The organism is Nitrobacter sp. 62-23 (assembly GCF_001897285.1).
In the GTDB taxonomy this organism is placed as follows: Bacteria; Pseudomonadota; Alphaproteobacteria; order Rhizobiales; family Xanthobacteraceae; genus Nitrobacter.
In genome coordinates this window covers 12,101-38,043 of sequence record NZ_MKSM01000006.1, presented here as the reverse complement: position 1 = coordinate 38,043, position 25,943 = coordinate 12,101, and the positions used below count along the sequence as shown (strand labels likewise).

Annotated in this window: 26 protein-coding genes; 18 read left to right on the top strand and 8 right to left on the bottom strand. The window is 63.3% G+C overall.

Annotated features, from left to right (window positions below; all coding sequences use genetic code 11):
• Positions 1–67: 67 nt before the first annotated feature.
• Entirely contained in the window at positions 68–811 is a 744-nt protein-coding gene (locus BGO16_RS00880) for a DUF2470 domain-containing protein (RefSeq protein WP_292616304.1), read from the bottom strand.
• A 216-nt stretch (positions 812–1,027) separates the two neighbouring features.
• Here BGO16_RS00880 and BGO16_RS00875 point away from each other — a divergent pair, with 216 nt between their 5' ends.
• From BGO16_RS00875 to BGO16_RS00810, 14 genes are all read left to right on the top strand, one after another.
• The gene (locus tag BGO16_RS00875) at positions 1,028–1,729 is read left to right on the top strand and encodes a response regulator transcription factor (protein ID WP_292616302.1); all 702 of its coding nucleotides are present in this window, start codon (positions 1,028–1,030) and stop codon (positions 1,727–1,729) included.
• Positions 1,730–1,990: 261 nt separating this feature from the next.
• The gene (locus BGO16_RS00870) at positions 1,991–3,748 is read left to right on the top strand and encodes a sensor histidine kinase (protein ID WP_292616327.1); all 1,758 of its coding nucleotides are present in this window, start codon (positions 1,991–1,993) and stop codon (positions 3,746–3,748) included.
• Complete coding sequence (locus tag BGO16_RS00865) at positions 3,745–4,272, top strand: HPr kinase/phosphatase C-terminal domain-containing protein (RefSeq protein ID WP_292616300.1); 528 nt, start codon at positions 3,745–3,747, stop codon at positions 4,270–4,272. The genes BGO16_RS00870 and BGO16_RS00865 overlap by 4 nt, the downstream gene beginning before the upstream one ends.
• 130 nt (positions 4,273–4,402) lie before the next feature.
• Positions 4,403–4,804 carry a PTS sugar transporter subunit IIA gene (locus BGO16_RS00860; RefSeq protein WP_292611080.1) on the top strand — a complete coding sequence of 134 codons (402 nt, stop codon included), beginning with the start codon at positions 4,403–4,405 and terminating at the stop codon, positions 4,802–4,804.
• Positions 4,801–5,145 carry an HPr family phosphocarrier protein gene (locus BGO16_RS00855; RefSeq protein WP_292616298.1) on the top strand — a complete coding sequence of 115 codons (345 nt, stop codon included), beginning with the start codon at positions 4,801–4,803 and terminating at the stop codon, positions 5,143–5,145. Before BGO16_RS00860 ends, BGO16_RS00855 begins: the two co-directional genes overlap by 4 nt.
• A gap of 105 nt (positions 5,146–5,250) precedes the next feature.
• The gene (lepA, locus tag BGO16_RS00850) at positions 5,251–7,062 is read left to right on the top strand and encodes a translation elongation factor 4 (RefSeq protein ID WP_292616295.1); all 1,812 of its coding nucleotides are present in this window, start codon (positions 5,251–5,253) and stop codon (positions 7,060–7,062) included.
• 199 nt (positions 7,063–7,261) lie between these two features.
• The gene (locus BGO16_RS00845) at positions 7,262–7,633 is read left to right on the top strand and encodes a plasmid stabilization protein (RefSeq protein WP_292616293.1); all 372 of its coding nucleotides are present in this window, start codon (positions 7,262–7,264) and stop codon (positions 7,631–7,633) included.
• A 547-nt stretch (positions 7,634–8,180) separates the two neighbouring features.
• On the top strand, positions 8,181–9,143 hold the full coding sequence (mepA, locus tag BGO16_RS00840; RefSeq protein WP_292616290.1) for a penicillin-insensitive murein endopeptidase: 963 nt from the start codon (positions 8,181–8,183) through the stop codon (positions 9,141–9,143).
• 228 nt (positions 9,144–9,371) lie between these two features.
• Positions 9,372–9,509 (top strand): hypothetical protein, encoded by a 138-nt coding sequence (locus BGO16_RS00835; RefSeq protein ID WP_292616287.1) that lies wholly within the window; start codon positions 9,372–9,374, stop codon positions 9,507–9,509.
• A gap of 1 nt (position 9,510) precedes the next feature.
• On the top strand, positions 9,511–10,011 hold the full coding sequence (locus BGO16_RS00830; RefSeq protein WP_292616285.1) for a hypothetical protein: 501 nt from the start codon (positions 9,511–9,513) through the stop codon (positions 10,009–10,011).
• 176 nt (positions 10,012–10,187) lie between these two features.
• Positions 10,188–11,012: a molybdate ABC transporter substrate-binding protein gene (modA, locus tag BGO16_RS00825; RefSeq protein ID WP_292616282.1), complete on the top strand. Its 825-nt coding sequence runs from the start codon at positions 10,188–10,190 to the stop codon at positions 11,010–11,012.
• A 331-nt stretch (positions 11,013–11,343) separates the two neighbouring features.
• On the top strand, positions 11,344–12,039 hold the full coding sequence (modB, locus tag BGO16_RS00820) for a molybdate ABC transporter permease subunit (RefSeq protein WP_292616279.1): 696 nt from the start codon (positions 11,344–11,346) through the stop codon (positions 12,037–12,039).
• A 2-nt stretch (positions 12,040–12,041) separates the two neighbouring features.
• Complete coding sequence (gene modC, locus BGO16_RS00815) at positions 12,042–12,707, top strand: molybdenum ABC transporter ATP-binding protein (RefSeq protein WP_292616277.1); 666 nt, start codon at positions 12,042–12,044, stop codon at positions 12,705–12,707.
• A 389-nt stretch (positions 12,708–13,096) separates the two neighbouring features.
• Positions 13,097–13,857, top strand: a protein-coding gene (locus tag BGO16_RS00810; protein WP_292616275.1) for an IS5 family transposase whose coding sequence is annotated in 2 segments (ribosomal slippage) — positions 13,097–13,436 and positions 13,436–13,857 — 762 coding nt in all. Because the reading frame shifts where the segments join, the coding sequence is not laid out codon by codon here.
• Positions 13,858–13,882: 25 nt separating this feature from the next.
• Here BGO16_RS00810 and BGO16_RS00805 read toward each other — a convergent pair.
• Complete coding sequence (locus BGO16_RS00805; RefSeq protein WP_292616273.1) at positions 13,883–15,676, bottom strand: potassium/proton antiporter; 1,794 nt, start codon at positions 15,674–15,676, stop codon at positions 13,883–13,885.
• A gap of 357 nt (positions 15,677–16,033) precedes the next feature.
• Here BGO16_RS00805 and map point away from each other — a divergent pair, with 357 nt between their 5' ends.
• On the top strand, positions 16,034–16,858 hold the full coding sequence (map, locus tag BGO16_RS00800) for a type I methionyl aminopeptidase (protein ID WP_292616270.1): 825 nt from the start codon (positions 16,034–16,036) through the stop codon (positions 16,856–16,858).
• Positions 16,859–16,984: 126 nt separating this feature from the next.
• Positions 16,985–17,695 (top strand): DNA repair protein RadC, encoded by a 711-nt coding sequence (gene radC / locus BGO16_RS00795; RefSeq protein ID WP_292616268.1) that lies wholly within the window; start codon positions 16,985–16,987, stop codon positions 17,693–17,695.
• A gap of 201 nt (positions 17,696–17,896) precedes the next feature.
• On the opposite strand, the gene BGO16_RS00790 is transcribed toward radC, so the two are convergent.
• The 6 genes from BGO16_RS00790 to BGO16_RS00765 all read right to left on the bottom strand — a co-directional run bounded on the left by BGO16_RS00790 (position 17,897) and on the right by BGO16_RS00765 (position 22,667).
• Entirely contained in the window at positions 17,897–18,091 is a 195-nt protein-coding gene (locus tag BGO16_RS00790) for a hypothetical protein (RefSeq protein ID WP_292614247.1), read from the bottom strand.
• Positions 18,092–18,268: 177 nt separating this feature from the next.
• Positions 18,269–18,919, bottom strand: a complete 651-nt coding sequence (locus BGO16_RS00785; RefSeq protein WP_292616325.1) for an AprI/Inh family metalloprotease inhibitor — start codon at positions 18,917–18,919, stop codon at positions 18,269–18,271.
• Between the two features lie 73 nt (positions 18,920–18,992).
• Complete coding sequence (locus tag BGO16_RS00780) at positions 18,993–19,976, bottom strand: 2-hydroxyacid dehydrogenase (RefSeq protein WP_292616264.1); 984 nt, start codon at positions 19,974–19,976, stop codon at positions 18,993–18,995.
• Positions 19,976–20,812 carry an ABC transporter permease gene (locus BGO16_RS00775; RefSeq protein WP_292616262.1) on the bottom strand — a complete coding sequence of 279 codons (837 nt, stop codon included), beginning with the start codon at positions 20,810–20,812 and terminating at the stop codon, positions 19,976–19,978. Before BGO16_RS00775 ends, BGO16_RS00780 begins: the two co-directional genes overlap by 1 nt.
• Positions 20,809–21,603 (bottom strand): ABC transporter ATP-binding protein, encoded by a 795-nt coding sequence (locus BGO16_RS00770; protein WP_292616260.1) that lies wholly within the window; start codon positions 21,601–21,603, stop codon positions 20,809–20,811. The genes BGO16_RS00775 and BGO16_RS00770 overlap by 4 nt, the downstream gene beginning before the upstream one ends.
• A gap of 11 nt (positions 21,604–21,614) precedes the next feature.
• Complete coding sequence (locus BGO16_RS00765; protein WP_292616324.1) at positions 21,615–22,667, bottom strand: ABC transporter substrate-binding protein; 1,053 nt, start codon at positions 22,665–22,667, stop codon at positions 21,615–21,617.
• Positions 22,668–22,801: 134 nt separating this feature from the next.
• Here BGO16_RS00765 and BGO16_RS00760 point away from each other — a divergent pair, with 134 nt between their 5' ends.
• Positions 22,802–23,620, top strand: a complete 819-nt coding sequence (locus BGO16_RS00760; RefSeq protein ID WP_292616258.1) for a creatininase family protein — start codon at positions 22,802–22,804, stop codon at positions 23,618–23,620.
• Between the two features lie 310 nt (positions 23,621–23,930).
• The gene (locus tag BGO16_RS00755; RefSeq protein ID WP_292616256.1) at positions 23,931–25,943 is read left to right on the top strand and encodes a carbohydrate porin; all 2,013 of its coding nucleotides are present in this window, start codon (positions 23,931–23,933) and stop codon (positions 25,941–25,943) included.

Genomic DNA, 25,943 nt, shown 5'->3' with positions numbered 1-25,943 from the left:
TGATCGGGCACTGAAGCGAACTTCTGAACTACCACACTAGTTTATTCCAGAACGGCTTGAATCCCGATCAAGACTGCTTTGCGGCCCGGGCCTTTTCCGCCAGATCCTTCAAAACGACGCGAAGCTCGGCCGGCGTGACGATCCGTCGCGGAAAATCAAGCCGCAGTGCGTCATGACCGTCGGCGCTCATGTCCAGGCCATCGGGATCGCAGCCGGTGCAGCGCCAGTCGGCCGCCCCCGCGCCCAGCAATCGCGTCGCATAAAGGTTCAGTGCGTCGCGATGATCGGCGTTCATGTGGTCGATCGCCCCCTGTTCGGACTCAATCAATGCCTCCGCGCCCTCAAGGCTGGTCAGAATCTTTTCCGGCTTGAGATCGACGATGCGCCCGAAGCCCGCCACCAGATGAACGCCCGTCGGCCGGATCCGGAAAAACGAAAAATCCTTGAAATCGGCAAAGGATTCAGCCGACGGGTGAGCGTTCAGATAGCGTCGACGCAGGGTGGTCCTGAGTTCCCCGTCCGCCTCCTCGGCCGTTCCGCCGACCATGATCCGGGAACCCTCCAGCGGATCGCCCTCGGCTCGCTCGTCCAGCATCAACGATACCCGGGGATCGGCGATCACATTTTTGGTATGTACCGCAAGGCGTGAAATGAGAAGAATTGGCGAGCCATCGTAATAGCTTGCGACATTGACGAGCGAGCAATAGGGGTCGCCGCTGCCGCCCATCAGGGTTGCCAGCGCGCCCTGGCGGCTTCGGCGCAGCAGCGATCGGGTGAGGTTGGCGGCGGTGAAATTAGCGGTCGGCTGCATGGCGTAAGTCCTCAATTCATTTGAAAAAACCACCCTCTCGGGCTAAAATTAAAAGATTGAACAGGTGCGGAACAGTGGCGCCCTCCGCGCGTTTTCCGGGAACTCGGTCACACTTCAGCCCAGCTTGCATTGCTCGTTGACTGCGTTCTCAAAGCCACTCCAACGGCAGACGGCCGAATCCTTCGCCTCTCGCCATCCGCTTCGGAAAGCAGGCATATGCCCACAATCGCCCTGGTCGATGACGACCGCAACATTCTCACATCGGTCTCGATCGCGCTTGAAGCCGAAGGCTATCGCATCATGACCTACACCGACGGCGCGTCGGCGCTCGACGGCTTCCGCACCAGCCAGCCCGATCTTGCGATCCTCGACATCAAGATGCCGCGCATGGACGGAATGGAGACGCTGCGACGGCTGCGTCAGAAATCCGACTTGCCCGTTATTTTCCTCACCTCCAAGGACGAAGAGATCGACGAACTGTTCGGTCTCAAGATGGGTGCCGACGACTTCATCCGCAAGCCGTTCTCGCAGCGGCTGCTGGTAGAACGCGTCAAGGCGGTGTTGCGCCGCGCCTGCCCGAAAGATCCGGCCGCAGTCCCCAAGGAGAATGACGCCAAGGCGCTCGATCGCGGCCTGCTGCGCATGGACCCGGAGCGCCACACCTGCACCTGGAAGAACGAGCCCGTCACCCTGACCGTCACCGAATTCCTGATCCTGCAGGCGCTGGCGACGCGACCCGGCGTGGTCAAGAGCCGTAACGCGCTGATGGACGCCGCCTATGACGATCAGGTCTACGTCGACGACCGCACCATCGACAGCCACATCAAGCGGCTGCGCAAGAAGTTCAAGGTCGTCGACGACGATTTCGAGATGATCGAAACTCTCTATGGCGTGGGTTACCGCTTCAAGGAAACCTGATAGACTATTGTTCCAGGGTGGGCCGTCCGGGCCTGGGAGCAGGTATTCCCCCACGCGCTGTTCATATCCGAGGCGGCGGTCGGCGGCGGGGAGCGCGAAGCATTAATCGGCGCGGGCGCATCACTCAGCGTAAATGCGACGCGCGAGCGCGCAAATGACGATCGTTGAAGTGTGGGACAGATAACCGGGCAGTTGTAGTCATTGCTTGATCGAACGCAGTCTGATCTCGATCCGGATACCGAGGACACCTCGCAGATCCTCGTGACGGAAGCCCCTGCCGATCATGTCGAGCCGACGCCGCGCTGGCAGCGGCCGCTCGGCTGGCTGCGCCGGGCCGGACAGTTTCTTTTCACGCTCAGCTTTTCGAGCCTGACCCGCCGCATCGTGTCGTTGAATCTGGCGGGCCTGATCGCGCTGGTCGCCAGCATTCTGTATCTCTCGCAGTTCCGCGCCGGCCTGATCGACGCGCGCGCACAAAGCCTGCTGGTTCAGGGCGAGATCATCGCAAGCGCAATCGCCGCCTCCGCCACGGTGGAAACCAACACCATCACCATCGATCCGGACCGCCTGCTCGATCTCAAGCCCGGCGAGAGCTACGGCGCGCCGGATGAATTTTCAGGGCTGGATTTTCCGATCAATCCCGAGCGCGTCGCTCCCGTGCTGCTGCGGCTGATCTCGCCGACCAAAACGCGCGCGCGCATCTACGACCGCGACGGCGTGCTGATCCTCGACAGCCGCAGCCTTTTTCGCCGCGGCGACGTCATTCGTTTCGAACTGCCGCCCCCGACCGAAGTCAAGCCCGGCTTCCTGGAGCGCACCACGATCGCGATCCGCACCTGGCTCAATCGCGGCGACCTTCCGCTCTACCGCGAACTCGGCCCTGAAAACGGCAACGGTTATTACGAGGTCGCGCAGTCGCTCAAGGGCAAGAAGTCAAGCATGGTTCGCATCAACGACCGCGGCGAAATCATCGTCTCGGTCGCGGTTCCGGTGGAGCGGCCGCGCGTCACCATCTTCGGCTCGCTGATGCTGTCCACTCAGGGCGACGACATCGACCAGATGGTGACGGCGGAGCGGCTCGCGATCTTGAAGGTGTTCGGCGTCGCCATGGTCGTCATGATCGTGCTCTCGCTGCTGCTGGCCAGCACCATCGCCGGTCCGGTGCGGCGACTCGCCGACGGCGCGGAGCGCGTTCGCCGCCGCATCAAGACGCGCATCGAGATCCCCGACTTCACCCGCCGCCGCGACGAGATCGGACACCTGTCCGGCGCGCTGCGCGACATGACCGACGCGCTCTACAACCGCATCGAGGCGATCGAGACGTTCGCGGCCGACGTCTCCCATGAACTGAAGAATCCCCTCACCTCGCTTCGCTCAGCGGTGGAGACCCTGCCGCTTGCAAAAACCGAGGCCAGCCGCGGCCGCCTGCTCGAGGTGATCGGGCATGACGTGCGCCGGCTTGATCGCCTGATCTCCGACATTTCCGACGCAAGCCGCCTCGACGCCGAATTGCAGCGCACGGACGTGGCCCCGGTCGATGTCCGCCGCCTGCTGACCACGCTGACGTCGGTTGCGAACCAAACCAGGCTTGGCCACGACGTCGGCGTCGAGGTGCGCTTCGAGGGCAATCGGGCCGACACCTTCTCGGTGCCGGGGCATGACTCCCGGCTTGGCCAGGTCATCTCCAACCTCCTGACCAACGCGCAATCGTTCTCGAAATCCGGCGGGCGCGTGCGCATCGTGTGCCGGCGCCTGAAATCCGAAATCGAGATCATCGTGGACGACGACGGGCCAGGCATTCGTCCCGACGCGCTGGAGCGGGTGTTCGAACGCTTCTACACCGACCGGCCGCACCAGGGTTTCGGCCAGAACTCCGGCCTCGGTCTGTCCATCTCCAAGCAGATCATCGAGGCGCATCGCGGACGCATCTGGGCGGAAAACCGTCCCGGCCCGACCGATGCCCATGGCGACACCCGGATCGCAGGCGCGCGCTTCGTGGTCCGGCTTCCCGCGACATGACCGCATCCCCCGGCCCGACGATCCATGGCTCCGCGGTTCTGGTGGGAGATGACGCCGTTCTGATCCGCGGACCTTCCGGCGCCGGCAAGTCGCGCCTTGCGTTCGATCTCATTTTAGCCGGCCGTGGCGGCCTGATCCCGGCAGCGACGCTGGTCGCCGACGACCGGCTTTGCCTGGAGCCGGTCCGTGGCCGTCTCCTCGTCAGGCCGCCGCGCGAACTTGAGGGACTGATGGAAATCCGCGGGCTCGGCATTCGCCGGTGCGCTTTTGTCGCGGAGGCGCCGGTCGGCCTCGTGATCGACCTTGACGCGCCCGATGCAGAGCGCCTGCCCCCGACGCAGGCGCTGCAAACCACCATTTTGGGGGTCGAACTGGCGCGAATCCCGGTCGGGGCTGCTTTTTCGCCACTTCCGATGATAATCGCGGCGCTGACGACCATTCCGGGCTGTAGCGACACTCGCTTGACTGCTGATTGCCGGGAGAAATCTGGTAACCATATAAATCCCACTATAGCCACGAAGTAGACCATCGCGGCTTTCGGAGCGGCAGCGCTTTTCAACGGAAAAACCTGTCGCTCCCCCTTGCATGAGGGCTACGGATGGTCAAAGTGGCTCGTTCGTGCGGTGCACCAAGGGCACCCGCGAGGAGTTTTCAATGATTGGTCTGGTACTTGTGACCCACGGGCGCCTCGCCGATGAGTTCAAGGCGGCGCTCGAACATGTAATGGGCCCGCAAAAGCAAATCGAAGCCATCACCATCGGCGCCGAAGACGATGCCGATTTGTGCCGAGGCGATATCATCGAAGCCGTCAACCGTGTCGACAGCGGCGACGGTGTCGCTATTCTCACCGACATGTTCGGCGGTACGCCTTCAAACCTCGCGATCTCCTGCATGAGCCGGCCCAAGGTCGAGGTGCTCGCGGGAATCAATCTTCCGATGCTCGTCAAGCTCGCCAAGGTGCGCGAGGAGCGCACGCTGCCCGACGCCATCGCGATGGCGCAGGAGGCCGGCCGCAAATACGTGACGATCGCCAGCCGGGTGCTCGCCGGGAAATGACCGGAAAGCCGGACGACGCAGTCTCGTCGAACGAGGAGCCGGCGACGGCGAGAGCATCCGCTGCTCCTGGCGCGGCCTCCCGAGAAATCCCGATCGTCAACAAGCGCGGCCTGCATGCGAGGGCGTCCGCGAAATTCGTCCAGATGGTCGAGCGTTTCAACGCCGACGTCAGCGTCACGCGCAACGGCGAGACGGTCGGCGGCAACTCGATCATGGGATTGATGATGCTGTCCGCGGGCATCGGAACGACGATCACGGTGTCCGCGACCGGCCCGGAGGCCAGAGCCGCGATAGCGGCGATCGCCGAACTCGTCCGCGACAAGTTCAACGAAGAAGAGTGACCGGCATCAGGCGCTCTCGGCTGTTGCACGGGAAACCTCAAGAATGCGCTTCTCGCGGTTGACCCTTGCTTGCCCGCCGTTCGGGCCGGTGCTATCCCGCGCCCCATGACGACCTCTCCCATAACCAACATCCGCAACTTCTCCATCGTCGCCCATATCGACCATGGAAAGTCGACGCTGGCCGACCGCCTGATCCAGATGACCGGCGGCCTGAGCGATCGCGAGATGGCGGGCAAGGAGCAGGTGCTCGACTCCATGGACATCGAGCGCGAGCGCGGCATCACCATCAAGGCGCAGACGGTGCGGCTGAAATACCGCGCCAAGGACGGCAAGGATTACGTCTTCAACCTGATGGACACGCCCGGCCACGTCGACTTCGCCTACGAGGTCTCGCGCTCGCTCGCCGCCTGCGAGGGCTCGCTGCTGGTGGTGGACGCAAGCCAGGGCGTCGAAGCGCAGACCCTCGCCAACGTCTATCAGGCGCTCGACAACAACCACGAGATCGTGCCGGTTCTCAACAAGGTCGACCTGCCGGCCGCCGAGCCCGACAAGGTGAAGCAGCAGATCGAGGACGTGATCGGCATCGACGCCTCCGATGCGGTGATGATTTCGGCCAAGACCGGCCTCGGCGTGCCCGACGTGCTGGAGGCGATCGTCACCCGCCTGCCGCCGCCGAAGGGCGACCGCGACGCCACGCTCAAAGCGCTGCTGGTCGATAGCTGGTACGACGTCTATCTTGGCGTCGTCGTCCTCGTCCGCATCGTCGACGGCGTCATGAAGAAGGGCAGCCGCATCCGGATGATGGGCACCAACGCGGCCTATGATGTCGAGCGCGTCGGCTTCTTCACCCCGAAAATGCAGCAGGTGGACGAACTCGGCCCCGGCGAGATCGGCTTCATCACCGCGGCGATCAAGGAAGTCGCCGACACCCGCGTCGGCGACACCATCACCGACGACCGCAAGCCGATCACAGAGATGCTGCCCGGCTTCAAGCCGGCGATCCCGGTGGTGTTCTGCGGCCTGTTTCCGGTGGACGCCGACGATTTCGAGACGCTGCGCGCGGCGATGGGCAAGCTTCGCCTCAACGACGCCAGCTTCTCGTTTGAAATGGAAACCTCCGCCGCGCTCGGCTTCGGCTTCCGCTGCGGCTTCCTCGGCCTGTTGCATCTGGAAATCATCCAGGAACGCCTCTCCCGCGAATTCGATCTCAACCTGATCGCCACCGCCCCGAGCGTCATCTACCGGATGAAGCTGACCGACGGCGGCGAGATCGAGATTCACAACCCGATCGACATGCCGGATGTTGTGAAGATCGCCGAGATCGAGGAGCCCTGGATCGAGGCCACGATCCTCACTCCCGACGACTACCTCGGCAGCGTGCTGAAGCTCTGCCAGGATCGTCGCGGTGTGCAGAAAGAACTCACCTATGTCGGCTCGCGCGCGATGGTGAAATACGATCTGCCACTCAACGAAGTGGTGTTCGACTTCTACGACCGGCTCAAGTCCGTTTCCAAAGGCTACGCCTCGTTCGACTATCACCTCACCGACTACAAGCCGGCCGATCTCGTGAAGATGCAGATCCTCGTCAACGGCGAGCCGGTCGATGCGCTGTCGATGCTGGTGCACCGGACCCGCGCCGAAGGCCGTGGCCGCGCCATGGTCGAGAAGATGAAGGAATTGATCCCGCCGCACATGTTCCAGATTCCGATCCAGGCGGCGATCGGCGGCAAGGTGATCGCGCGCGAAACGGTGCGCGCGCTGCGCAAGGACGTCACCGCGAAATGCTATGGTGGTGACGTCAGCCGCAAACGCAAGCTTCTTGAGAAGCAGAAGGAAGGCAAGAAGAAGATGCGGCAGTTCGGCAAGGTCGACATTCCGCAGGAAGCCTTCATCGCCGCGCTGAAGGTCGATGGCTGACGCTCCGCATCAACGCGTGACTTTACCGCAGCCGCGCTCCGGCGCGCCGGCTGGAGCATGATCTTGAAAAGTAGAGACCGGTTTTCGGAAGATACGATGCTCAAACAAGAAGATCAGCGATGAGCCTGATTCAACGCAAAGGAACCCTCGCAACCGCCGAACGTTTCGAGTCCATCGAAACAGAACCGGGAGAGGCGTCATGCCGCGCGGCGACAAGTCGAGCTATACGGACAAGCAGAAGCGCAAGGCCGAACATATCGAGGAAGGCTACGAGAAGCGCGGCGTAAAGAAGAAGGAAGCCGAACGGCGGGCATGGGCCACGGTGAACCGCGAAAGCGGCGGCGGCAAGAAGAGCGGCTCGGGCCGCGGCCGCAAGACCACCAAGGTGTCTTCGAAACGCGGCGGGCGTATCGGCGGACCGCGCGGCGGCAAGGCTTCGGCCTCACGCCCGGCGGCCGATCGGTCGCGCTCGGCAAAGAAAGCGGCCGCAACCCGCAAGCGCAACGCCGCGAAACGCTCGCCGGCACAAGCAAGGCGTTCTCCGGCGAAGAAAACCGCGCGCAAGCGATAGCAGAATGAAGAGGCAACGGCGCCTGCCCTCGTCGCTCGTTAGTCTTGTCAGCATGCCGACCGGCTAGCGGCCGCTCTGGCGGGCGGCGCGGCGGAACAACCGTTCGACCATTTGTGGCCGCGACCTTGCGAAAACGCTAGTGTGGTGGTTCAGAAGTTCGCTTCATTGCCCCATCGAGTCCGTCAAGCGAACTTCTGAACCCAAACCACACTAGTGGTCCAATTCTAACATTTGCATCCCGTTGCCGCAGGGAGTTCTTGCAAATGTTAGAATCAAAGGACCACTAGCAACTATCAGGTTTGTAGTGGAGTTTTGAATTTGACATTCGCCTGACAAGTTCGCTGCAAAGTGGGTAGCGAATGTCAAATTCACTCCACTAGAATCATAAAGTTGCTAGTGTCCCTTTGATTCCGAAGTTCGCATCAAGGGTTGCGGCAAGGGTATGCGAACTTCGGAATCGGGACACTAGCAGTTATTGTCTGGTCGCATTTTCTTGCGGCGAACCGGTATCCACTTCGCCGGAAAATGCTCTATAGAATCGCCGGTCATGGCCATCCGCGCGATTCTCTCCCTGCTTCTCGTGTCCGCCATCGCCGGCCTGGGCGGCGGCGCGCTGGCGCCCGACGCCTTCGCGCAAACCAAGGGCACGCTGTATCCGAAGCCGCTGCCGCCATTGGCCAATCCCGACGATCCCACGCTCGCCGCCAAGCAACTGTTCGGCCGCAAAATGCTCCCCACCGCCGGCCCGCCGCACGTCATTGGTTTTTATGCGAAGGGCTGCGTCGCCGGCGCCCAAGCGCTGCCGATCACCGGGCCGACGTGGCAAGTGATGCGGCTGTCGCGCAATCGCAACTGGGCCCATCCCGCCATGGTCGCGCTACTCGAACGGTTGTCCGCCAAGGTGCACAGGGACGCCGGCTGGCCGGGGCTTCTGATCGGCGACATGGCGCAGCCCCGCGGCGGGCCGATGATCACCGGCCATGCCAGTCACCAGATCGGGTTGGATGCCGACGTCTGGCTGACGCCGATGCCGAACCGGCTGTTGTCGCGCAACGAGCGCGAGGAAATGTCGGCGGTCATGATGGTGCGCAAGGATCGTCTCGACATCGATCCCCGCGCCTGGACGCCAAGCCATCTCGCCGTGATCCGCGATGCAGCGAGGGAGCCGTCGGTCGAACGCATTTTCGTCAATGCCGCGATCAAGAAGGCGCTGTGCCGCGAGGCCAGGGGCGACCGCAGCTGGCTCTCGAAGGTCCGACCCATGTACGGCCACGACTACCACTTCCATATCCGAATCAAATGTCCGCCCGGCAATCCCCAGTGCGAATCACAGACCCCGCCCGAGCCGACTGAAGGGTGCAGCGCCCACGATCTGGCCTATTGGTTCAGCGACGCCGTGCTGCATCCGAAGCCGCCGAAGGTGCCGCCGAAGCCGAAGCCGCCGATCACGCTGGCGCAACTGCCCGCGGATTGCCGCCAGGTTCTCGCCGCGCCGGCCTCCGGGCAATAGACGCGTCTCTATGTTCCGGTTTTTGATTGCCGCGTTTCTTCGCGCACCGCGGCCCGCCTTCGGGTCAAGCCCGAAGACAGGCCTGATCGAAAATGCTACGTGTTGAACGTCGCCGCGCCGTAAGCGCCGGCGAGATTGCCGATCAGAGCGACTGATCCTCCTTTCCTCAACAGCAAGCCCCGCGCGCAACGTTGTGACGCAGGGAGCATATTTTGCGAAGGATTCATGATGCGCATCAGTGAACGCAATCCGTCGATCATGACGTCATCGATCATCCCCGAGGCGGTCGATGAACCCGGCCTCAACGCCAAAAACCCGGTTGTCGCCGCGTTGCAAGGCTCCCGCATCATGGTCGCGGTGAACTGATATGAAACCGACGCTGTCGATTGCGCTGCTTCTGGTCGCCGCGACGCCGGCCTTCGCAGCCGACCCCGAGGGATGCGACAAGTTCAAATGGCCGATGGACAAGGAAATCGCGCTCCTGACCGCGCCCTCGCTGCCGAAGCTGGCGGCCGGCGCCGAGACGCCCGCCGCCCCGGTCGCCGTCACGATGAAGCTGAGCCCCATCGCCGAGGCGGTTCTGCCCAAACCGCCAGAGCGCCAGCAGAAACCGGGCAGCTATGCCGGGTTCGTTCGCGCCAACGTGACGTCCGCGGGACTCTATGTCGTGACAATCTCGGAATACGGCTGGATCGACGTGATCCAGAACGACGCGTATCTCAAGGTTAATTCATTCAGCGGGGTCACCGGCTGCGCCGGGGTCAGGAAAAGCGTCCGGTATAACCTTCCCGCCGGTCCGGTGACCATACAGGTCAGCGGCGCCGCCAAGGAGACCATCAACCTCGCCGTGTCACCGGCTTCCCACTAAAATCCAATGGCCGCAGCCCTTTACGTCTGGGCTGCGGCTGATATTGTCGGGCCCAGCGATCTTTCCGGCTGGCCGTAAGCCGCCGGAATTCCTGGAACGGCGCTTCCATTCGATCGTCTTGTCAATCCCTTGCACATCTGCGCGAACCTTCGCGCCGGATCGATTTGGAGCGTCTCATGAAGATATTCGTCCGTTCATTGTTCTCGGCATTGCTGGTCGGTGCCTTCCTCGCCGCGCCGGCCTCCGCCAAGGACGCCAAGCCCTCGGCCATGGCGCCCGCCGCGGCGCAGGAGACGACGCTGACCGCGTTCGCAGCCGCGTCGATGAAGAACGCACTCGACGACGTCAACAAAGCGTATACCGCCAAGACCGGGGTCAAGATCGTCCCGAGCTATGCGGCGAGTTCGGCGCTGGCCAAACAGATCGAGCAGGGCGCGCCGGCCGATGTTTTCATATCCGCCGATACCGCGTGGATGGATTACGTGAGCAACAAGAAAGCCATCAACGAACCGACCCGCGTCAACCTGCTCGGCAACAGCATCGTGCTGATCGCGCCGAAAGATTCGAAGATCGACAAAGTCACCATCGACCAGGGCTTCGATCTGGCCAAGCTCGCCGGCGACGGCAAGGTCGTGACCGGCGACGTCAAGGCCGTCCCCGTCGGCAAATATGCCAAGGCGGCGCTGGAGAAGCTCGGCGCATGGACCGCGGTTGAACCGAAAATGGCGATGGCGGAAAATGTTCGCGCCGCACTTGCGCTGGTGGCGCGAAACGAAGCCGCGCTTGGCATCGTCTATTCCACCGACGCCAAGGTCGAGCCGGGCGTGAAGATCGTCGGCACCTTCCCGGCAAGCTCGCATCCGCCGATCGTCTATCCGGTGGCGGCCACCTCCACCGCTCATAAAGGCACGGATGATTACCTCGCCTTCCTGCGCAGTTCGGAAGCCAAGGCGATCTTCGAAAAGTACGGCTTCTCGTTCCTGGTCAGCCCCACGACCTGAACGGTCGCGATCATCGCGAGCCGACCCGTCCGGCCTGGCGGGTCTGAGCACCGCTCGGCGAAGCAATCCGGCGACCTCAAGGAACGCCGCATTGCTTCGTCTCATTGCTTCGTCTGGGGGACGGCTTGCGTATCGTCCCTGAGCGATAGCGTATCCGAGCGAAGCATCCTCGGGCCCGGCCTGAGGATCGGATGCCGGTTCGCTTGAAGATGGCGCGTCAAAACAGACCCCTGGAGCTCCGCTTCCGATTTCGCCGGAAGCGAGGCTCCAGGAGCGAGTTTGGTTCGCCAGTCCCGTCTTGTCTCCGTAGCGACAACAATATTGCAAGCGCATGTTTGAAATTTCTCCCACCGAATGGACGGCGGTCCTGCTCTCACTCAAGGTGGGCGTGGTCGCGACCCTGCTGGCGACGCCGATCGCCATCGCACTGGCATGGGCGCTGGCGCGATACGAGTTCTGGGGCAAATCGGTTATCGATGCCACGGTTCATCTGCCGCTGGTGCTGCCCCCCGTCGTAACCGGCTATCTCCTGCTTCTGACCTTCGGCAAACGCGGGCTGGTCGGCGGCTGGCTCGCCGATCACCTCGGCATCGTTTTCGCATTCCGCTGGACCGGCGCGGCGCTCGCCTGCGGCGTGATGTCGTTTCCGCTGCTGGTGCGGCCGATCCGGCTGTCGATCGAAGCCGTGGACCGGCGGCTGGAGCAGGCCGCGAGCACGCTTGGGGCATCGCCGTGGCAGGTCTTCGCCACCGTGACGCTGCCGCTGGCATTGCCGGGCATTCTGGCCGGCATGGTGCTCGGCTTCGCCAAAGCGATCGGCGAATTCGGTGCGACCATCACATTCGTGTCCAATATTCCGGGCGAGACCCAGACGATTTCCTCGGCGATCTATTCGCTGATCCAGACGCCCGACGGCGACACGGCGGCGCTGCGGCTGGTGATCGTGTCGATCGTCATGTCCATGGCGGCGCTGGTCACCTCCGAGGTGTTCGCGCGTCGCGCGACCCGCCGCCTGCACGGAAACTGACCATGCTGCATGTCGAGGTGTCGAAACAGCTTGGCGATTTCTCGGTCGAGGTCGCGTTTACCAGCGAAGGGCGCGTCACCGGGCTGTTCGGGGCGTCAGGCGCCGGCAAGACATCGCTTATTAGCATGATCGCCGGGTTGCAGAAGCCCGATCGCGGCGTGATCTCGGTCGACGGCGAAGCGCTCGACGACACCACGAAATCTCTCCATATCGCCGTGCATCAGCGCCGCATCGGCTATGTCTTCCAGGATGCCCGGCTGTTTCCGCATCTCGATGTGCGACGGAACCTCGACTACGGACGCCGGATGAACCGCCTGACCCGCGACCCCGCGCAGGAAACACGGCTTAACGACATGCTCAATATCGGTCACCTTTTGGATCGTCGCCCCGGCCAACTCTCAGGCGGCGAGCGGCAGCGGGTTGCACTCGGCCGTGCGCTGCTCTCACGCCCCAGACTCCTGCTGCTGGATGAACCTTTGGGATCGCTGGATGAGGATCGCAAGGCGGAGATCCTGCCCTACCTGATGCGGCTGCGCGACGAAGCCGGCGTGCCGATGGTCTATGTCAGCCACGATCCGGATGAACTGCGCCAGCTTGCCTCGCATATCGTGATGCTCAAACGCGGGCGGGTCGCCGCATTCGGCGGCACCGAGGTCCTGCCCACCTGATCTTGCCCGCCTGATCTAAAGCGTTTTCAAGCGAAACATGTCCTCGGGCGTGACGAGGATAGGGACGGGTTTCGCGTGAAGAAAACGCGTCAAATCAAGAGCCTAGTGGTCCAAATTCTAACATTTGCATCCCGTTGCGGCAGGGAGTTCTTGCAAATGTTAGAATCAAAGGACCACTAGCAACTATCAGGTTTCTAGTGGAGTTTTGAATTTGACATTCGCCTGACACGTTCGCTGCAAAGTGGGTAGCGAATGTCAAATTCACTCCACTAGAGTCTTTCACTGTTTCCCTGAAACGGTGAAAGACTCTAGGTGGTGGTGACGATTTAAGGAACAGGGATTCCCTTTGCAGAGCAAATCAGATTCAACGCTGATTTTGGAGATCGGCGATGGACTGCGATGCGCTTCGTGACGACCAGTGGGAGCGGATCAAGAGTTTTGTGCCGGGCGGTACGAAGGGCAAGCGCGGTCCGCGCACGAATAACCGCAAGCTCCTCGACGCGCTGCTATGGATGGCGCGTTCTGGTGGCCGCTGGCGCGATCTGCCGGAGCGGCTTGGCGACTACCGCTCGGTAAAGCGGCGCTACTATCGCTGGATCGAAATGGGCGTTCTGGACGACATGCTGGCCAGGCTTGCCCGCGAAGCCGATCTGGAATGGCTGATGATCGACTCGACCATCGTTCGCGCTCATCAGCACGCCGCCGGAGCGCGCAAGGTCAAAGGGGGGCGGATGCCCAGGGCCTTGGCCGGTCTCGCGGCGGCCTGAGCACCAAGATCCACGCCGCCACTGAGGCGCTTGGCCTCCCCATTCGCTTAATCGCCTCGCCCGGCCAGCGCAACGACATCGCCTTCGCCCACGACCTCATTGACGGCATCAAGGCCGATGTCGCCATCGCCGACAAGGGATACGACGCCGATCACCTCGCAAACAGGATCGCCGAAGCCGGCACCGAGGTCGTTATCCCGCCCAAGCGCAACCGAAAGGTCCAACGAACCTACGACGTCGATCTCTACAAGGAGCGCAACCGCATCGAGCGCTTCTTCGCCAAGCTCAAACAGTTCAGGCGTGTCGCAACCCGGTACGACAAGCTCCTCGTCAACTTCATGAGCTTCGTCAAACTCGCCGCAATCGCAATATGGCTCAGATAGTTAAATCGTCACCACCACCTAGCGGTCAGATCCGCGCAATTGACGACCAGGCTTTCGAGGCTTTCTGCCGGAGCGCCGCCGTCCGCGTCAGCGACGGCGGTTTCTCTTCGTCTTCGGGCAGCCGGAGGCCGACAACGTTGACGCGGCCCTCGCTGATGTTGCGCGCGACAAGAACGATGGTATCGAGCGGCAAGGTCGCGCCGTCCTTCGGAGCACGGTCAAGATTGACGTCGAAGTAATCCGCCAGCGTCAGTTGCGCGGCCGCCGGATCGACGGAAATGCCGTAGATCTGCGCGAGATCCCCTACGGTGATTTCGCCCGAGACCAGAAAGTCGCCGAGCAGATGCGGGTCCGGCGATGCCATCGGCTGCATCTCGACAAAGAAGCGGTCGAGCGCCTCGGCCTTTTCCGGCGGCGCGAGCAGATAGAGGTAGTCTCCCGCGGCGATCGGCGCCGCTTCGGCCGGGGTCAGGATTTTCTCGTTGCGAATCACGAGCGTCGGCTTCGACCAGGATGGAATCAGCCCGCGCCGCAGGAACAGGCTCTTCTGCCGCACCGGATAGCCGACCAGCTGCTGCTCGAGTTGCCCCGGCAGATCGAGTTCGACGCGGCGCGGGCCTCGTTCGGCGCGCGGCAGCGCCACATGAAGCCGCCGCGCAGCCGCGGCGAGGGTCCAGCCCTGCAGCAGCAGCGAGATGATGACCACCACGAACGCGACATCGAAATACAGATAGGCCTTCGACAAGCCGACCAGCATCGGGATCGAGGCGAGGAAGATCGCGACCGCGCCCCGCAGCCCGGTCCAGGCGATGAACAGCTTTTCCCGCCAGTTGAAGCGAAACGGCGCGAGGCAGAGGAACACCGCGAGCGGCCGCGCCACCAGCATCAGCACCAGCGCGACGAGCACCGCCGGCACGACGCTATCCAAAAGGCGCTGCGGCGAGACCAGCAGACCCAGCAGCACGAACATCACGATCTGCGCCAGCCAGGTGGCGGCATCGAGAAACGTCACGACGGAGTTGTGGGCGCGGGTCGGGCGGTTGCCGATGATGATTCCCGCGAGATAGACCGCGAGAAACCCGGACGCGTGGGATATCTGCGCCACCCCGAAGATCACGAGCGCCGCGGTCGTGACAAACGGCGCGTGCAGCCCCTGGGGAAGCGCCACGCGATTCAGCGCGGCGACCACAATCCGCCCGCCGATCAGACCGACGATCCCACCGAGCATCGACTCTCGCAGGAACTCGATCACCACATGCCAGACCGAGCTGTCGCCCACCGAGATCAGTTCCACCAGCATCAGCGTGAGGAACACCGCGAAGGGATCGTTGGTGCCGGACTCCGCTTCCAGCGTGGCGCCGACGCGCGGACGCAGCCGCAGCCCTTGCGCATGCACCAGCAGAAACACCGCGGCCGCGTCGGTGGAGGCGACGACCGCGCCGATCAGCAGCGCCTCGGTCCAGTTGAGATCGAGCGCATATTTCGCGACCGGCGCGGTGACGAGCGCGGTCAGCAGCACGCCGAACGTGGCGAGCACCATCGAGGGCGCCAGGACCGTGCGGATGCTCTGGAATCGCGTCTTCAGGCCGCCGTCGAACAGGATCAGGGCCAGCGCGGCCGACCCGACGAGATAGGTGTTCTGGACGTCGCTGAACGACAGGCCGCCGGGCCCGGAATCCCCCGCCAGCATGCCGATGAACAGAAACACCAGCAGCAACGGGGCGCCGAATCGCAGCGCCAACAGGCTCGACAGGATTCCGGCCATAACCAGAATCGCGCCGAGCAAGATCGCCAGACTGACCGAATCCAGAGATGCCATCAAAGGTCCGAAGCTGTAAACACTTGCATTTTCATCCTTATCGCCGCCATCGCCGCGCGCCAACCGATTTCTGTCCATCAGCGTCACGCTCTCCGGAGCGCGGCTGCCATGCGTAAAAACCGTTGTATCGCCGCTTGATAGGAACTCATCGAAGCCGGCCGGCGCGGCGATGGAGCCGGGCGGGCGTCAACACGACGCACCCCGGCAGCGACGAGCCTGTGGACGGCTCAACACCGGTCCTGATCCGAAGCCGGATCACCGGCTCGAAGCCTCATCAAGTTGTCGAGCTTGCGCTGGCAGCGCCATGCACTACACTAGAGGTGGACCACGCCTTATCTTTCCAAAAATCAGATTGAGATGAGCTACGTCGAAGCCACAGAAACCTCCCTGCGCAAGACCGGGCAGATCAAGCTGCACGGCCCGAGCGGATTCGCCGGCATGCGCAAGGCCGGCGCCCTGACGGCGCGCTGCCTCGACGAACTTGGCGACCTGGTGAAACCGGGCGTACCGACTTCGCAAATCGATGAGTTCGTGCGCGAATTCGCCTTCAGCCACGACGCCTATCCGGCGACGCTGATGTATCGCGGCTATCGCTACTCGACCTGCACATCGATCAACCACGTGGTCTGTCACGGAATGCCCGGCGATCGCGCCCTGAAAGAGGGGGATATCGTCAACGTCGACGTAACCCTAATCGTCGATGGCTGGTACGGCGATTCGAGCCGGATGTACGCGGTCGGCCCGATCGCGCGAAAGGCGGAACGGCTGATCGAGGTGACCCATGAGGCGATGATGCGCGGCATCGCCGCGGTCAAGCCCGGCGCGACGACCGGCGACATCGGCCACGCCATCCAGAGTTTCGTCGAACCGCAGGGCATGAGCGTGGTGCGCGACTTCTGCGGCCACGGCCTCGGCCGCATATTCCACGACGAGCCGAACATCATCCATGTCGGCCGACCCGGCGACGGCGTTCCTCTCAGGCCGGGTATGTTCTTCACCATCGAGCCGATGATCAATCTGGGCAGGCCGCACGTGAAGATCCTGTCCGACGGCTGGACCGCCGTGACCCGCGATCGCTCGCTGTCGGCGCAGTTCGAACATTCGGTCGGCGTGACCCAGACCGGAGTCGAAATCTTCACGCTATCGCCGCGCGGCCTCAACAATCCGCTCTCCGGAGGCTGAATCTCCAACCCGGTCAAAGATCGCGTTGGACCGCTTGCCCTTTCGTGACTCGTCTCCCCGAATGGGGGTTGCAAATACCGTCGACCGCAGCAAGGTTGCGGTAACCAACCGGTTCGCTGCATCCTGATGCCCGCAGACGCCAAGAGCCCCCCAGGATTTGCCGAAGCGCCGCATTACCACGGCCATCGCGAGCGGCTGCGGGAGCGATTTCGCGACGCGGGACCGGATGCGCTCAGCGACTACGAGCTGCTCGAAATGGTGCTGTTCCGCGCACTGCCGCGCCGGGACGTCAAGCCGCTGGCCAAGACCCTGATCGGCAGGTTCGGGTCGTTCGCCGAAGTGGTTCATGCGCCCGACGCCCGGCTCCGCGAAATCAGCGGGCTCGGGGAGGCAGCGATCATCGAGATCAAGCTGATCGCGGCAACCGCCAACCGCGTGGCCAAGGGACAACTGAAGCAGCGGACCATGCTGTCGTCATGGACCGCGGTGATCGACTATTGCCGGACCTCGATGGCGTTCGCCGACAAGGAGCAGTTCCGTATTCTGTTCCTCGACAAGCGCAACCAGCTCATCGCGGACGAATTGCAGCAGGTCGGCACCGTCGATCACACGCCGGTCTATCCGCGCGAGGTCGTCAAGCGCGCACTCGAGCTGTCGGCGACCGCGATCATCCTGGTCCACAACCATCCGTCCGGCGATCCCACGCCGTCACAGGCCGACATCCAGATGACCAAGGCGATCGTCGATATCGCCGCGCCGCTTGGGATTTCCGTGCACGACCACATCATCGTCGGCAAGAACGGCCACGCCAGCCTGAAAGGCTTGCGGCTGATGTAGGGCGTTTTCGAGCGGAGTGGATACCGGCTCGCGTGAAGAAAACGCGTTAAATCAAGATGCCAGAGTCTTTCACGGTTGCCATGAAATGGTGAAAGACTCTCCGATCTAAGATCTGCATTCCGTTGCAGCAGACGCTCAGCTTGTCGTTCACACGAAACGCCGCACCAGGCGGCACGACGTTTCTCTCACCTATTCCGCTAATCAGGCAGCGTTTTTCGGGCCGGTCGGGAAATCGCCTTTGGGCGCAGGCGGAGGATCGAGCGTACCGTCTGCGATGCAATAGGCTATTCCCAAGGCGACGCCGAGGGCGATGAAGGGAAACAACCCTCCGCTCACCTGATCGAGTTCGGCATTGGACAGCGGCGCGATGCCGCCGTTCAAGCTCATGCTGGCCATGTGACCTCCTGTGTTCGTCGTGAAGCGAATCCTCAACGCATGTCGGCTGACGGGAGACATTGAGGTCGCTCCCTCAGCATGACCGGCGCGCGCGCGTGACGCTGTGGCGAACGTCACACTGCGCCTCGTGTCGCATCAGACCGGCCGGCGATCAGTCCGCGGCGGAGATGACGATGTCTACTGTCTCACGAGAATCAGCGGGTTTGCGGTGTCGGGAACGAGTCGCCACTGCGCGTTGTCGTCGGCCTGGAAGTGCCACGTTTCTCCGTCCGCCGACATCAGCAGGATTTCACCATGATCGAGCCGCCAGACCTCCGGCTTGAAGCTGGCGATCGCAGGATCGCATTTGGGTTTGAGAAAAGCCTGGAAATTGTCCGGCGGAACCTCGGTGTTGGTCAGCGTAATACCGCAGACGGTCTGGCCGTTGCCCCGGACAAAAGCCCAGTCGCCGATCATCTGATCCATCGATTTGGCGAGCGAGCGGGCTTCGGCGAGATTTTGCAGGATGTAGATGCCTTCATTCTCCCGCCGGCCTTCAAAAATGCCGCTCTCGACTTCGGTGAAGTCGATCACCGGCTCTCCGGCGGCGGTCTGCAAGCGCACGATATCGAGGCCGGCGACGGTCCAGGCCGCGATGTCCTTCGTGAACGGCAGGGATACCGCGCAGCCAGGCTCAAGGTCGAGCTTGAGACCGTGCGGCGACGACTCGCTCCCAAGCGTCACGACGCAGGTCTTGCTGCGTTCGGTCGTCGACAGCTCCCACTGCCCGATCATGCTTTTTTTCAAGGCCGCGGCATCCTGCGCCGATGCGGCCGACCCGCAGGTCATCAGCGTCGCGACGGCGGCAAGGACAAGCCATGGCTTGCGCGACGCCGGCCCGCGGCCCCTCGACGTGCCCATGCTATCGCCCTTTCACCGGTGTTTCCGGAACCGGCGTCAGCGGCGGCTTGCCGGCGAACCAGGCCCTGATGTTGTCAACGACAAGCTGGTCCATCGCATTGCGCGTCACCACCGACGCCGAACCGATGTGCGGCAACAGCACCACGTTCTGCAACGCGCGCAACTCCTCGGGAACGTGCGGTTCCTTGGCGAACACGTCGAGACCAGCCGCCAGGATAATGCCGGATTTCAGGGCATGGATCAGTGCCGGTTCGTCAATGACCGAGCCGCGCGCCAGGTTGATGACGACGCCGCGCGTCCCGAGCGCCGCCAGCACATCGGCATTGATCAGCTTCTCCGTCGATGCCCCTCCCGGCGTGATGACGATCAGCGTATCCACCTCCTTCGCCATCTCGATCAGGTTCGGATAGTGCCGATAGGACACGCCCGCCGCCGGCCTGCGCGAATGATAGACGACCGGTACCCGCGACGCATCGAGCCGGCGAGCAATCGCCTGACCGATCCGGCCCATGCCGACCATGCCGACCGTGCGGTCGCGCAGCGAGCCGGCGCTCAGGGGAAAATTCCGCGTCGCCCACGATCCCTCCCGCACATGGCGATCCGCCCTGACGAAATCGCGCAGCGTCGCGATCAGAAGGCCAAGCGCGACGTCCGCAACCTCCTCGGTCAGAACATCCGGCGTGTTGGTGACGACCACGTTGTGGTCGCGCGCGTGAGCCGTATCGACGTGATCGTAGCCGACGCCGAAGGTCGATATGATTTCGAGTTCGGGAAAACGCGCCTGCACCACGCTGCCGGCCGGCACCAGACAGGTGACGGCCATGCCACGGATTTTTCCGGCGACCGCGGGCGCGAGCCTCTCCAGATCGGCTTGTTTCTCGGCATGATGCAGCACGAAGCGGTCGGTGAAGCCGTTGTCGACGGTCGGCTTGGGCGGCCCGTAAACCAGCAGGTCAATCTTGTCCGATGAGGCAGGCGCAGCCACTAGTTGTCCTTTCCGAGCGCGCTTTCGTGCCAGCGCCGCAACATCAGATACGACACCGCCGCAAGGCACATATAAATGACAATGCCCGCAACCGAGAGCAACAACAACGCCGCGAACATGCGCGGAATGTTGAGCCGGTAACCGGATTCGGCGATCCTGTAGGCGAGCCCGGAGCCGGCGCCGGCCGACCCCGCCGCGATTTCCGCAACCACCGCTCCGATCAGCGACAGGCCCCCGGCGATGCGCAATCCGCCGAGGATGTAGGGCAGCGCCGCCGGCAGTTTCAGATGACGCAGCGTCTGCAGCCGCGATGCGCCGTAAAGGCGGAACATCCCCTCCAGATTACGATCCACCGAATTAAGGCCCAGCGTGGTGTTCGACAGCACCGGAAAGAACGCGACGATCCAGGCGCAGACCACCACCGCGGTCTGCTGCGGCAGGTAGATCAGAAGCAGCGGCGCGATCGCGATCACCGGCGTGACCTGCAGGATTATCGCATAGGGCAGGAGCGCATGCTCCAGCCATTTCGACTGATTGAACAAGAGCGCCAGCGCGATGCCGCCCACCACTGCCGCGGCGAAACCCTCGGCGGTGGTCAGCAGGGTCGTCAGCAGCGATTGCCACAGGATCGGCCAGTCCCGTACCAGCGTCGTCGCCACCAGCATGGGGCCCGGCAACACATAGGGCGGAATGGCATAGACCTGCACGATGACATGCCACACCAGAACGCCGGCTCCCAGCACCGCGACCGGCAACAGCACGCGCGCGACCGGCGCGCGCCGATCGCGTTCCGATGCCTCGCGGCCGGCTGGCGCTGACGGAGCGGAGACGGTCATGGGCGTGCCGCCGCCCGCGACAGCGCGGCCGACACCTCGCGGCAATAGGCGGCATATTCCGCCGAGGTCCTGAAATCCTCGTCCCGCGGCTCGACCGTGTCGATGCGGTGTTCGGCGCTGATCCGGCCGGGGCGCGGCGTCATCACCACGACGCGGCGCGACAGATAGACCGACTCGAACACCGAATGGGTGACGAAGATGACGGTCTTGCGCAAGTCGCGCCACAACGCCAGCAGATCGTTGTTGAGGCGGAAGCGGGTGATCTCGTCGAGCGCCGCGAACGGCTCGTCCATCAAAAGAATATCCGGATCGGTGACGAGCGCGCGCGCCAGCGACACCCGCATCCTCATGCCGCCGGACAATTCGCGCGGATAGGCGGCCGCGAATTCGGCCAACCCGACGCGCGCCAGCGCGGACTCGACATGTCCCTCGATGTCCGAGCGTGAACGGCGCGCAAGCTTCAGCGGCAGCGCCACATTGTCGCGCACGCTGGCCCACGGCATCAACGTCGGCTCCTGAAACACGAAGCCGATGGAGCGGCCGCCGCCGGCAACATGAACCGTGCCGGAGGTCGGCGCGCTCAAGCCGGCGATGATCCGTAGCGCGGTCGATTTCCCGCAGCCGGACGGCCCGAGCAGCGACACGAAATCGCCTTTGCGCACATTGAAATCGAGTGGTCCCAGCGCCGCCACACCGCCGTCGTAGCGTTTCGTGACGCCCTTCATGCTCACGGCGTCACCCACGCGCGGACTCGTGCCGGACTCGGATGGCGCTGTTGCGGGCTCGATCATCGGCACCGGATCTATTTCTTGATCGGCGAGCTCTTGGGCCGCAAGTTCTCAGGTCTCAAGTCGAGACCGACGCCCTTGTTGACGAACTGCAGCGTATAGGCCTTGCGGAAATCGATGTCCCGGCGCACCACGCCTGCCCGTACCATTTTGTCGAAGAAGTTCGCATAGCGCGCATCGCTCATGGCGCCGATGCCGTCGCGCAAGGAGTCGCCGGAATCGACGATGCCATACTCCTTCATCTTCGCCACCGAATAGGCCAGGAGATCGTCGGTCATTTCGGGATTGAGCTTCTTGATCATGGCATTGCCGGCCGTGTTGTCGCCGTACAGGTAAGTATACCAGCCGACGATCGAGGCGTCGACGAAGCGCTGCACGAGGTCCTGCTTGTGCTCGACCAGATCACGACGGGTCTCGATCAGGGTCGAATACGGGTTGAATCCGGCATCCGCAAGCAGGATCACCGTCGGCTTGAAACCGGCCCGCTTCTCCACCGCGAACGGTTCCGAGGTGACGTAGCCCTGCATCGCGCTGTTCTTGTCGGCGAGAAAGGGCTGCGCGTTGAAGGTATAGGGTTTGACCTTCTCTCCGCTGAAACCATACTCCGATTTGAGCCACTGGAAGTAGCTCGCGATGCCTTCCTTGGAGACGTACAGAGTGAGCGGCTTCAGGTCCTCGATTTTCGTCACCTTCGATTCAGGATGCGCGAGAAAAACCTGCGGATCCTTCTGGAACATGGCGGCAACCGCGACGACCGGCACGTTGTTGGCAACCGCATCGAACGATTGCAGCGTGTTCGCGGTCATGAAGAAATCGAGCTTGCCGGAAATCAGGAGCACCCGGTTATTGACGTTGGGGCCGCCCGGCACGATGGTCACGTCGAGGCCGTATTTCTTGTAGGTGCCGTCGGCCAGCGCCTGAAAGAAGCCGCCGTGCTCGCCCTCGGCGACCCAGTTGGTGCCAAAGGAGACCTTGTCCAGCGCTGGCGAGGCCACAGCGCCCGCGGTGAGGCCAAGCGCCAGCACCAGTCCGGCCGTTAACGTTCGCAGCAGAAGGACAAGACGCATCATTGGACTCTCTCGATCGTTCTGGCTCATGATTGGGAGGCGACCGGGATCGGCGCGAACCCTGGCTGCCCGAGGACATGCTTCGCCCGCAAACGCTATAGCCCGCATTCCGGCTCGATGAAACGCTGCGTGATATGACCCGGATACCCCCTTTCGACTGGCTCGCCATCCACTGGCCCGACGTGCCGCCTGGCGCGGCTGCAAACTGGATCGCGGTGCTGCCGCTGGCGGCGACCGAGCAGCACGGTCCGCATCTGCCGCTTTCGACCGACGTGCTGATCGCGGAAGCCTACCTTGCGCGCCTTCGCAAGCTGCTGCCGCAGCACATACCCGCGACCGTTCTGCCGGTGCAGCCGGTCGGCATTTCAACCGAGCACACCGACTTTCCGGGCACGCAGACATTGACCAACGAGGCGGCGCTGAAGGGGTGGACCGCGCTCGGCGAAGAGGTCGCGCGGAGCGGGATTCGAAAAATCGTGATGGTGTCCAGTCACGGCGGCAACAGCGCGACGATGACGATGGTGGCGCAGGACCTGCGTGCGCGGCATCGGATGCTCGCGGTCACCACCGCGTGGTCGCGCTTCGGCGTGCCGGACGGGCTGTTCGATGCGGCGGAATTGCGTCACGGCATCCACGGCGGCGCGGTTGAAACCTCAATCATGCTGGCGCGCTACCCGGAACACGTCCGCCGCGACAGAATCGCAAACTTCCGTCCTGCGAGCATCGCGATCGAAAAAACCTATCGCTGGCTCGGCACGCAGCGGCCGGCGCCGTTTGCATGGCAGACGCAGGACCTTCACCCGAGCGGCGCGGTGGGCGATGCGACCCAGGCGTCGGCGGAAAAGGGCGAGCGACTTATCGAGCACGGCGCCCGCGCGTTCTGCGAATTGCTGGCCGACATGGCGCGGTTCGATCCGGCGGTGCTGACGGCCGGCCCGGGCGATCGGGGCTAACCGCTGCGACAACGCCCGCGTCGGCATTTGCCGCCGCCATCAACGCGACGCACCCGGCAATCCTGTCCCCAACCCGCCGTCCACCCGCAAACCCATGGTTTTTGGCTCTCCTGCACGGCGTCGCGGCCAAATCCCGTCGTACCCCCGTTACACCCGGATGGGATTTCTGGATGGCTCTGGGCGTTTCCTTGGGGGGTGCTTGATAGTAGTTGCTATTGCGAATTAGTTGCAATAATATCGAAGGCAGCAGCAACCACGTCCCACTCGGTGGTTTGCGTCGGCTTGGCGGATGAAACTTGTGACAGGGCGGATGAGATTGGGTCACGTGCGGCCGGTGCAAGCGTTAGGACGCGCGACATGCGTTCTCGCCAGCCTGACGGCGAGCCTGCTGGCGCCGAAAGAGTTCGCGCGCGCGGCAGACCTGCCCGTGGTCGAGACCGCCCGCCCCATGACCGCCTTCGACTGGACCGGCCTCTATATCGGCGCACATGCCGGGTTTGGTGGCGGCCGGTCGGCGGCGTCGCTCGTCGACCCTGCGCCGACCATCGGCCGCAATGATTTCGGCGGCATCATCGGTGGCATCCAGGCCGGCTACAACCTCCGGCTTCCCTCAGGCCTGTTGCTCGGCCTCGAAGCCGACATCTCGTTTCCGAGCTACATCGATTCGAATTCGATCATCTCAACGCTCGCGAGTCCGCGCTCCGACGTCACGCATCAATGGGACTTTATCGGATCGGCGCGCGGACGGATCGGCTATGCAATAGGCCCGTGGCTCGCTTTTGCCAGCGGCGGCCTTGCCTTCACCGGCGAACGCTATCTCAACGTTCTGCCGTCGGGCGATCAGGAGAAGTCGCTTGACATGCGTCTCGGGTGGGCTGCCGGCGCAGGCCTCGAATACGCCTTTGCGCCGCACTGGAGCGCCCGGCTCGAATATCTCTATTACCGGTTCGACAAGGCGGCCGTTCAGTTCCCGTCGGCTGCGCAATACGCCTCGACGATGGATTTTCAGTCGATCCGCATCGGGCTCAACCGTCAGTTCGGTGACTCGACCGGAATCGCGGACCGTCATATCGGGGCCCTCGCCGATCCCGAATCCGACCGCTGGGAGATTCACGGCCAGACCACCTATCTCGGCCAGGGCTATCCGTCGTTCCGCGCGCCCTACAGCGGCGCCAACAGCCTGAGTCCGGCCGCGCAATATCAGGCGACCTGGAGCAACAGCCTGTTTTTGAACGCGCGGCTCTGGGACGGCGGCGAGGTCTATTACAACCCCGAACTGCTGCAGGGGTTCGGCCTCAGCGATACCGTCGGCGTCGCAGGCTTCCCGAGCGGCGAAGCGCAAAAGTCCAACTTCCCCTACCCGCACTACAATACGTCGCGGCTGTTCGTGCGCCAGACCTTTGGCTTCGGCGGCGAGCAGGAGGATTTGCCCAGCGGACCGACGCAACTGGCGGGCAAGGCCGACATTTCGCGGCTGACAGTTCAGGCCGGCAAGTTCGCGGTGACCGACGTCTTCGACGGCAACGCCTATGCCAAGGACACCCGCAAGGACTTCATGAACTGGGCGCTGTGGGCGCCGGGCGCCTTCGACTATTCCGCCGACAAGGTCGGACTGAGCTACGGCGTGACAGCGGAACTTAACCAGAAACGCTGGGCGCTGCGCGGCGGCTATTTCCTGATGGATTCGGAATCGAACTCCAACAGCTTCGACACCCGCCTGTTCCAGCGCGGCGAATATGTGGTGGAATTGGAGACGCGACACTCTCTGTTCGGGCGGCCCGGCGCGATCCGGACCCTCGGCTGGATCAACAGCGCCTATATGGGCAGCTATCGCGACACGCTGAACAATCCCGCTTTCGACCTCGACATCGCGCAGACCCGCACAGGGCGCATCAAGTACGGCTATGTCGTCAACGTCGAGCAGGCGGTCACCGACGACATCGGGCTGTTCGGCCGCTGGAGCTGGAACGACGGCAAGACCGAGATCATGGCGTTCACCGACATCGACGCCAGCCTCGCGCTCGGCGCCTCGATCAAGGGCGCGCGCTGGAGCCGGCCGGACGACGTGATCGGCCTCGGCGGCGCGATCAACGCGCTGTCACGGGATCACCGCGACTTCATCGCCGCCGGCGGCCTCGGCGTGCTTATCGGCGACGGCCAGCTCAACTACCGCCGCGAGCGCGTGCTGGAAGCCTACTATGCCTACGCGCTGGACAAGCGGTTCACGCTGACCGCAGACTATCAGTTCATTACGAACCCCGCCTACAACGCCGACCGCGGCCCCGTGCATGTGTTTTCCGGACGACTGCACGGAGAGTTTTGA